Here is a 9,103-nt window from a genome sequence, read left to right as displayed (position 1 = left end):
ACCCCCTCCGAGGCGGCGCCACCGCCGCCCACGGCCGCCGCCGAACCCGCCGCCCCCGCACCCGCCGCGCCGCCGATGAGCGCGAGCGCCTTCCCGTACCCCGCCGCACCGAACCAGCCGATGACCGCGAGCGGTACGAGGCCGGGAATGCCACCCGCCACTTCCTTGACCTGCGAGGCCGCCAGCCGGCACTCCGCGCACTCCTTGAGGTGCTTGCGCAGCCCCCGCTCCGCGCGGCTGCGCAGGCCCCCGCGCGCGTAAGCGCCGAGCCGGTCCGCGTACGCCGCGCAGTCCTCGCTCGCCGTCCGTGCCGCGCTCACGTGCGCCTGGAGGTACGCCTGCTTGAGGCCCTCGCGCGCCCGGCTCGCGAGCACGCGCGTGCCGTTCGCGTCGAGCCCGAAGAGCACCGCGATCTCGCTGGGCGACTCGTTCTCGACCTCGGTGTGCCACAGCACCGCCTGCCAGCGCTCGGGCAGGCTGCGGAAGGCGCGCACCGCCATGGACTGCTCGGCCTCGTGCATGGCGAGCACGTCCGCGCCGAGGTCGACGGTGTCCCCGTCCGCGCGGGGGACCCGTGCCGCCTGCGCGGCGAACACCGCGAAGTCGTCGACCAGTTGCTCGCGCCTGGCGGTCTGCGCCCAGTCGGCGGCGACCCGCCGCACCGTCGTCAGCAGGTACGCGCGCATCGCGTACTCGGGGCCCGCGCCGTGCCGCAACGCCGCGAGCGTGCGCGCGAAGACCTCGGCCGTCAGGTCCTCTGCGGTGTCCCGGTCCCGGCAGCACGTACGGGCGTAGCGCCGCACCCCGTCCGCGTGTCGCCGGTACAACTCCGCGTACGCGGCCTCGTCCCCGCCGCGTGCCCGGTGCAGCAGGTCGCCGTCCCCTGCCGTCGGATGCCCACCCTGTCGCGGCACGTGTGCCCGAGCCCCGTCCCGCTCCGTACCGCTGCCGCCCTCATGGGCCCCACGGCCCTGTCCCGGCACGGTCTCGCGCGCCGGCCCCTCGACGCCCTCCGTGCCGGCCCCCGCGTCCCCCGCACCGGTCCGTGGCTCGGACCGGTCCTTCTTGCTCACCGCGAAAACGCCCCCGTACCGACGCGAAGATCCGGACTTCGGAACACACTCGCACGGACCGGGTCGCGGCCGGGCGGGGCCGCGGCGGCCCCCAGCCGTACCCGCACCACCTCTGAGCTGCGCGAACACCGATTCGTATCGGCCCGCAGAACTCACCCGAACGGATGAAGACGCAAAGCGGCGCGGTGACCCCTGAGGCGGTACGACCGCACGTCAGGGCTCACCGCGCCGTCGCGTGAGAACCGCGCGCCGTCGCGCGAGACCTCCTACTCCAGCGGCCGGCTCCGCAACCCTTCGAGCAGGATGTCGAGCAGCCGCGTCGACGCGGCCGCCTGCTGTTCCGCATCGGGCAGCGCGGGCGCCGCCGTGGCGATCACGAGGAGAATGTCCGAGACCGTCACGTCCTCACGCAACTCGCCCGCCTTCCGCGCCCGTTCGACGAGCCGGCCCACGACGTCGAGCAGCACGGCCGCCCCGGAGTCCTCGGCGACAGCCGCCGCCACCGGTCCGTCCCCGAGCGCCCCGCGCTGAGCCGGCACCCGCTGCGCCTCGGCGGCACCACCGCCACCCGCACCGGACGCGCCGCCCAACCCCGTGCCGGTACCCGCGCTGCCCGCCGGAACGACCCGCAGCACCTGGGGCGGCAGCAGCCGTCCGGCACCCGAGGCCACCGACATGCGCAGGAACCGCGACAGCGCGGACCAGGGCTCCTCCTCCTGACCGAGTGCCGAGCGCGCCTGCTCCGTGAGCCGCGCCGTCTCCTCCTCGGCGATCCGCCGCACCAGCACGTCCTTGCTGGGGAAACGCCTGTACACCGTCCCGACGCCCACCCGGGCGCGCCGCGCCACGTCCTCCATCGGCGCGCCGTATCCCGACTCGCCGAACACCTCACGCGCCGCGCGCAGCACATGCTCCAGATTCCGCTGCGCGTCCACACGCAACGGGGCCGTCCGCGAGGCGGCCCGCACCCCGCGCGGGGCCGGGGGCCCGCCGCGGAAACCCGGCGCCGATCCCGCCGTCACCGCCCCCGGAGTGATCCGTGCCGCCGGCCATTGCGCATCCCGTATCTCCATGCTGTTCCCCCGGTCGTGGGGGCCTCCCCCCGGAGACCCCCTCAGCTGCGGCCGGAACGTGAGGAACGGTCCGTTTCCCCGGGAGCGCGCCCATGCCGCTCCGGCGAGTAACGAACATAGTTGAGAGCCGGTCAATTCAGAAGGGCCCCGTTCCGGACAGAAAACACCGCACGGCAAGCACCCCGTGGCCCCTTGCTCCCCGCCCCCGGCCACCCCACCCGTACCACCCGCGCCGACCTGCGCGAACACTGATTTTCGCGGCTCCTCGTTGGTCCCATAAGCCTCCTGATAGGCAGTCATATGAATTGCGGGGCCTGTGGACAAACCTGAAGTGCCGTTTCCTCATGGGGTGGTGAAGGAACCCGTGCGCATTCTCGTGATCGGCGGCGGTCATGCCGGTACGTACACCGCGCTGCGCCTGGAGCGCCTGCTGCGCGCCGCCGGGGCACCCCGCGCCGAGGTCCGGCTCGTCACCCCGGAACCCCGCCTGACCTACCGCCCCCTGCTCGCCGCCGCCGCGGCCGGCACCCTCCCCCCGCACCACGTCCTCGTCCCGCTCCGCCGCGTCCTGCGCACGACCCGGCTCCTCCTCGGCGAGGCCGTGTCCCTCGACCTCGCCACCCGCACCGCATACGTCCGCACCCCGGCCGGACCCGAAGCGGCCCCCGTCCCGTACGACGTCCTCGTCCTCACCCCCGGCACCACCCCCACGCCCCCGCCGCCCCACGCGCTCGCGCTGCACAGCCTCGCCGACGCCCTCGCGCTGCGCTCCCACCTCCTCACCCAGCTCGACCTCGCCTCGTCGACCCGCGATCCGGCCGTCCGCGAAGCCGCGCTCTGCTTCGTCTTCCTCGGAGGCGGGTACGCGGGCGTCGACGCGCTCCCCGCGCTCCGCGCCATGGCCGAACGCGCCCTCAAGCACTACCCGGGCCTGCGCCCCACCGACCTGCGATGGGTCCTCGCCGAGCCCGGCGAGCGGCTGCTCCCCGAAGCCCCGGCGGACATCGGTACGTACGCGACACGCGCCCTGCGCCGCGCCGGTGCCGAGATCCGGCTCGGTGCCGCGCCACGCACCTACCGCCCCGGCCTCCTCGTCCTCGACGACGGCGACTCGCTCGCTACCCGCACCCTCGTCCACACCCCGAGCGCCATCCGCGCCCCCGGCGCACCACCCCATCCCCTCCTCACCACCCCCGCGCTCCCACTCACCCCCGACGGCCGCCTGCGCTGCACCTCCGACCTCGCGGTCCCCGGCACCCCGCACACCTGGGCCGCCGGGGACACCGCCGCCGTCCCCGACCCCGAAACGCCCGGCGCCACCTGCGCCCCGCACGCCGGACACGCCCACGGCCAGGCCCAGGTACTCGCCGACAACCTCCTCGCAACCCTGCGCGGCGAGCCGACACGCCCGTACGACGCGAACGCTGAGAAGAACGAGGGTCTGTACGTGGCACTCGGCCCGCACGACGGCCTCGCCCGCCGCCACGGCCGCACCTTCACCGGCCGCCCCGCCGTCCTCCTGCTCCGCGCGCACCACCTCAGCCGCCTGCCCACCGCCCGGCGCAAGGGACGCGTCCTCACCGAGTGGGCCTTCAGCGCTCTCTTCCCGCACGAGCCCGTCGCCCTCGGGGCTCCCGCAGCAGACCCGGGTGCACCCGCGGCAGACCCGGGCGAACCGCCCTGAGCCCGGCCGCCGACGACCGATAAGGCCTGCCACCCCCCGAGCCGCCCGCGCCCGGAACCGCTCGAACCCGCCCGGCCGTCCACGAGACACGACCGATCCGAATCCCTTTCGGCACGAGCGCACCACCCCCGCGCACGCCGGGACACGCACCACCCCATGGGCGCCCCGCGCAACCCGAAACCGGCAGCGTCCCACCAGACCGGAACTCCCTGTGGGCGCCGTCCGTCTGAGGGGTGACGGAGGAGGCCCGACCCGCCCGGCTCCTCGCGCCGCGCCCTGCCCACCCTCCCCGACGTTCGGTACCTTCACAGGCTCCGGACACCACCGGCCCCGCACCGGACCGGCACCGTCGCCCGTACCCGGAGCGACGGCCGCCGCCCACCGCACCCGCACGATGTACGACGACCCCGACACCACGAGGCGAGACTCGGTGAACTTCACGCGCTGGAGCGCCCGGCTTCCCGGCACACAGCGCCGCGCCGCCGCACGGACCGACCGGGGCGCCGTCCCCGCGGCCCGCGCGCGGGAGCGCGGCGAAGGCCCGGCGGACAGTGCCCCGGAGCCGCCGGCCCCGGCCCCCACCGTCGACCGGCTGCCCGCCCGCGAACTCCTGGAGCACGCCCCCGCCCTCACCGCCCTCCTGCACGGTCCGGACCACCGCCTCCTCCACGTCAACGAGGCGTACCGCACCGCCTTCGGCGCACCCCCGGACGAGGCCGCCGGCACCCCGGCGCAGGACGCCCTCCCCGAACTGGCGGCACTCGGGCTGCTCCCCCTGCTCGATCAGGTCCACCGCTCGGGGCGCCCCCGCACGGTCAAGTCCCGCAAGGCGCCGGACGGCCGCAGCTACACCTTCACGTGCGCCCCCGTCTCCGTACCGCCCGAAGCTCCGGACACCCCCGCCGACACCGCGATCCTCGTCTTCGCCAGCGACGTCACCGACCACGCCGAGGCCGCCGAACGCCTGCGCGCCAGCGAGCGCAGCCAGCGCGAGACCGCCGTCACGCTCCAGCGCTCCCTGCTCCCGCAGGAGCTCGAACAACCCGACGATCTGCGCATCGCCGCCACCTACCAGCCCGGCGGCACCGAGGCCGCGGTCGGCGGCGACTGGTACGACGTGATCACCCTCGGCGGCGGCCGCACCGCCCTCGTCATCGGCGACGTCATGGGCCGCGGCGTGCGCGCCGCCGCCGTCATGGGACAGCTCCGCACCGCCGTCCGCGCCTACGCCCGCCTCGACCTGCCCCCGCACGAGGTCCTGCAACTGCTCGACGGACTCGCCGCCGAGATCGACGCGACCCAGATCGCCACGTGCGTCTACGCCGTCCACGACCCCAACGAGGGCCGCCTCGTCTACGCCTCCGCCGGACACCTGCCGATCCTCGTCCGCGACGAGAACGGCCTCATCCACCGCGCAGAGGAACCCACCGGACCCCCGCTCGGCACCGGCGGCTGGCTGCACGCCTCCGGCTACGTGCCCCTCACCCCCGGCTCCACGGCCGTGCTCTACACCGACGGCCTGGTCGAACGCCGCGACCAGGACATCGATCAGGGCGTCTCCGCGCTCGCCGACGCCCTCGCCGGCGCGAGCGGCAGCCCCCAGGTGATCTGCGACCGCCTCCTGCGCGCCCTGGGGGTCACCGCCGGGCACGACGACGACGTCGCGGTCCTCGTCGTCGAACACCCGGCCCGCGACGGCTCGGACGCCGACCTCTTCCGCAACGCGACCCTCGAACTCCTCGGCGGCGTCGAGGCCACCCCCCGCGCCCGCGCCTTCGCGACGGGCGTCCTCACCAGCTGGCGCTGCCCGCCCGAACTGCACGACATGGGTGTCCTCGCCGCCAGCGAGCTCGTCGCCAACTCCCTCCAGCACGGCGCCCCACCCATGCGCCTGCGCCTGCGCCGCACCGATCGCCGTCTCATCATCGAGGTCACCGACGGCGACGACCACCTCCCGCGTCGTCGCCGAGCCGAGCCCGCCGACGAGGCGGGCCGCGGCATCGCGATCGTCGCCCACGTCTCCTCGGCCTGGGGCTGCCGCCGCATCCCCGGCGGCGGCAAGGCCGTCTGGTGCGAGTTCGCCTTCCCCGCGAAGCGGACACCCCCAGGCCCCTGAGCCTCCAGGAACCGGAGCCGCTGGCCACGCCCTGTGGCGGTCCGGCACGTATGGGCCGGCCGACCCCCTCTGTGGGGTCGGCCGTGTCCGGTACGGGTCAGATCCCGGCGGGCGCCGGGTTCTCGCCCGTCGTGCTGGACTCACGCGCGTCGAGTGGCAGGGGCGCCTCCTCGGCGGCGGGTATCAGCCCGCCCTCCGCCGCGGGACTTATCGCCACGACCCGCGACTTCGCCCCGTACGGCCGGTCCTGCGCCGCGGTGAGTCGTGGCCCGATCCGCAGCGCGAGCACCGTGATGACCAGCGAGAACAGCAAGAAGGTCAGGATGTACGGGGTGTGCAGCGAAGCCGCCATCGGTCCGCCGATCGCCGGCCCCACGGCGAGCGCCAGCTGCTTGACCAGCGCGAACGCCGAGTTGTACTGACCGACCATGCCATCGGGCGCCAGGTCGGCGACGAGTGGCGCCACCGTGGGCGAGAGCATCGACTCGCCGAGCCCGAAGAGCCCGTACGTGGAGATGAACGCCGCCGTCGCCATCGCCTGGCTTCCGTGTCCCAGCCCGGCGAAGCCCGCCACGGCCCAGGCGAAGGCCCAGATGAGCCCCACGAGCGCGATGACACGACTGCGGCGCCGCCGCTCCACCAGCTTGAGCACGGCGAACTGCGCGACGACGATCACCGCGGTGTTCGCCGCGAGCGCCACGCCGAGCGTGGAGGCCGAGACCCCGGCCGCGTCGACGCCGTATGCCGCGAGACCCGAGTCGAACTGCCCGTAGCAGGCGAAGAAGATCACGAAGCCGAGGACGGACAACTGCACCATCGCCCGGTCCTTGAGCAGCGACCGCATCCCGCGCTTGCCACCGTCACCGGCCGGGACGGCCTCGCTGATGCCTCCCGCGTGGGGGAGCCGGGTGCTCGCGGCGATCGCAGCGAGCACGAGGAACATGGCCGCCTCGATCGAGAAGAGCAGGACGAAGCTGGACGGGTCGTGCTCGTCGACGAGCTGTCCGCCGGCGAGCCCGCCTATGCCGAGGCCCAGGTTCTGGAGGAAGAACTGCGTCGCGAAGGAGCGCGTCCTGGTCTGCGGCGTCGAGCACCACACGACCATGGTCGCGAGGGCTGGGGCCATCACCGCCGTACCGGCACCGAGCAGTGCCGCCGAGGCGAGCGCCGCTATCTCGCTCGTCGAGAAGCCGAGCGCCATCGCACCCGCTGCCGAGAGCAGCGAGGCGACGACCAGTACGGGAAGCGGCCCGCGCCGGTCGATGGCCCGGCCCACGAACGGCAGCACGACCAACGCGGCCACAGCGAACACGGCGAGCACGAGCCCAGCCGCTCCAGCACCGAGATCCCGTGTCTGCGCCACGTAGACGTAGAGGAACGGAACCGTGAACCCGATGCCGAACGCGCTGAGCGCGCTGCCCACCTGAATCCTGCGCATGGCCATGCCCATTGCCCTGGTCACCTTCACCTGCCTTAGGCCTCAACACTTCGAAGCTAAAGTTTCGAGTTGAAGAGTACATCGTCAAGGACTTCAACGCCAAGCCGGAGCGTGCGATACTCGGCACCATGGGCGATACGACCGGCCCCCCGGAGCCGACACTCGAAGAGCAGATCGCCGCGTACCAGCGCGAATACAGCGATCTCGACCCGCAGGTGGAGCAGATCGTCTCTGCGCTCGGGCGCCTCAACCGCCGCATGAACGTCGCCTACGGGCGGCAGAGCGCGCAGCTGAACATGAGCAACGCGGACTGGGAGGTCGTGAAGGTCCTGGTCCTGTCGGGGCCGCCCTACCAGCTCGGGCCGGGGGATCTCGCGAAGCGGCTCGGCCTCACGCCGGCCGCGATGACTCACCGCATCGACCGGATGGTGGCGGAGGGGCTGGTCACCCGCGACCGCGACGAGCAGAACCGGGTGCGGGTCATCGTCGAGCTGACCGACGAGGGCCGGCAGAAGTGGCTGCGCTCCATGAGCCTCGCCTCCGCTTTCGAGGAGGACCTGCTCCAAGACCTCTCTCCCGGCGAGCGGAGCATCCTCGGCAGCATGCTGACCCGCCTCCTGCGCCGGGTCGAGGAGACCCAGCCGGATGCAGGCGGCCGGCTCAGCGATCTCGACTGAGCGGTTTCGCGAAGGCGCGACCGACCCCGGCGCCTGCTCTGCCTCCGAGCTCTCCGGGCTTTGCACCACATGCTCAACGTGGGCGGGGGTACTCGCCTTCCGAGGGCCCCTCGGTTGTGGCGGGGCTCACGTTTGACATCGGCCGATCGGGTCCGTAAGGTTCCACGAGTTGCCACGGAGGCGTAACAGCCTCGTGACAGCACTCTGGCCGCGTCAGCGGCAAACCCCTTCTTTGATCAGTACGACTCCCGCACGGGAAAGTCTTCGAGCTGCGTTGCGTTTTTTTTGCGCTGTCCGAATTAGTTTCCGGACCGGCTCGATTATGAGTCCGGGCGAGAATCCACTACTGTTCAGGACGTCGGAACGGACCGGAAACGGCCGGAAAGACAAGCCCAACCGGCAGGGAATCGGGACCGCAAGGATCTGATAGAGTCGGAGACGCCGAAAGGGAAACGGTAAGGCCGAAAGGCCGGGCCGGGAACCGGAAAGCACCGAGGAAATCGGGCCCGAGAGAGTCTGATAGAGTCGGAAACACGAAATACCGAAGGGAAAACGCCCGGAGGAAAGCCCGAGAGGGTGAGTACGAAGGAAGCGTCCGTTCCTTGAGAACTCAACAGCGTGCCAAAAGTCAACGCCAGATATGTTGATACCCCGACCGAGGATCTTCTGATTCGAGGTTGAGGTTCCTTTGAAATACACACAGCGAGGACGCTGTGAACCTGGGAGATTATTCCTCTCCCGGTTCCGCTCTCGTGGTGTCTCCCGATTACGGGAAAACATTCACGGAGAGTTTGATCCTGGCTCAGGACGAACGCTGGCGGCGTGCTTAACACATGCAAGTCGAACGATGAACCGCTTTCGGGCGGGGATTAGTGGCGAACGGGTGAGTAACACGTGGGCAATCTGCCCTGCACTCTGGGACAAGCCCTGGAAACGGGGTCTAATACCGGATACTCACTGCCTTGGGCATCCAAGGTGGTGGAAAGCTCCGGCGGTGCAGGATGAGCCCGCGGCCTATCAGCTAGTTGGTGAGGTAATGGCT

General features: G+C 72.2%; 6 protein-coding genes and 1 rRNA gene. 4 read left to right on the top strand and 3 right to left on the bottom strand.

Features of this window, described 5'->3' with window-relative positions:
- Together G3I42_RS34385 and G3I42_RS34380 are read right to left on the bottom strand one after the other, a co-directional pair.
- The coding region (locus tag G3I42_RS34385; protein WP_164291578.1) for a sigma-70 family RNA polymerase sigma factor at positions 1 to 1,073 on the bottom strand (1,073 nt) is incomplete at its 3' end.
- A 266-nt stretch (positions 1,074 to 1,339) separates the two neighbouring features.
- Positions 1,340 to 2,146 carry a TetR/AcrR family transcriptional regulator gene (locus tag G3I42_RS34380; protein ID WP_203607710.1) on the bottom strand — a complete coding sequence of 269 codons (807 nt, stop codon included), beginning with the start codon at positions 2,144 to 2,146 and terminating at the stop codon, positions 1,340 to 1,342.
- Positions 2,147 to 2,510: 364 nt separating this feature from the next.
- Here G3I42_RS34380 and G3I42_RS34375 point away from each other — a divergent pair, with 364 nt between their 5' ends.
- Together G3I42_RS34375 and G3I42_RS34370 are read left to right on the top strand one after the other, a co-directional pair.
- Positions 2,511 to 3,830 carry an FAD-dependent oxidoreductase gene (locus tag G3I42_RS34375; protein WP_343244743.1) on the top strand — a complete coding sequence of 440 codons (1,320 nt, stop codon included), beginning with the start codon at positions 2,511 to 2,513 and terminating at the stop codon, positions 3,828 to 3,830.
- Positions 3,831 to 4,260: 430 nt separating this feature from the next.
- On the top strand, positions 4,261 to 5,946 hold the full coding sequence (locus G3I42_RS34370; protein WP_164291575.1) for a SpoIIE family protein phosphatase: 1,686 nt from the start codon (positions 4,261 to 4,263) through the stop codon (positions 5,944 to 5,946).
- Between the two features lie 97 nt (positions 5,947 to 6,043).
- Here the strand turns inward: G3I42_RS34370 and G3I42_RS34365 are convergent, their stop codons facing one another.
- On the bottom strand, positions 6,044 to 7,396 hold the full coding sequence (locus G3I42_RS34365) for an MFS transporter (RefSeq protein WP_203607711.1): 1,353 nt from the start codon (positions 7,394 to 7,396) through the stop codon (positions 6,044 to 6,046).
- A 116-nt stretch (positions 7,397 to 7,512) separates the two neighbouring features.
- Between G3I42_RS34365 and G3I42_RS34360 the strand changes: the two genes are divergently transcribed.
- Both G3I42_RS34360 and G3I42_RS34355 read left to right on the top strand, forming a co-directional pair.
- Positions 7,513 to 8,061, top strand: coding sequence for a MarR family transcriptional regulator (locus G3I42_RS34360; RefSeq protein ID WP_164291574.1), 549 nt, complete (start codon positions 7,513 to 7,515; stop codon positions 8,059 to 8,061).
- Positions 8,062 to 8,840: 779 nt separating this feature from the next.
- Positions 8,841 to 9,103: ribosomal RNA gene (locus G3I42_RS34355) — 16S ribosomal RNA — on the top strand; the annotation flags it as partial.

This window comes from Streptomyces sp. SID11385 (genome assembly GCF_010548245.1).
Taxonomy (GTDB): Bacteria; Actinomycetota; Actinomycetes; order Streptomycetales; family Streptomycetaceae; genus Streptomyces.
This window is presented reverse-complemented; position numbering and strand designations above follow the sequence as displayed.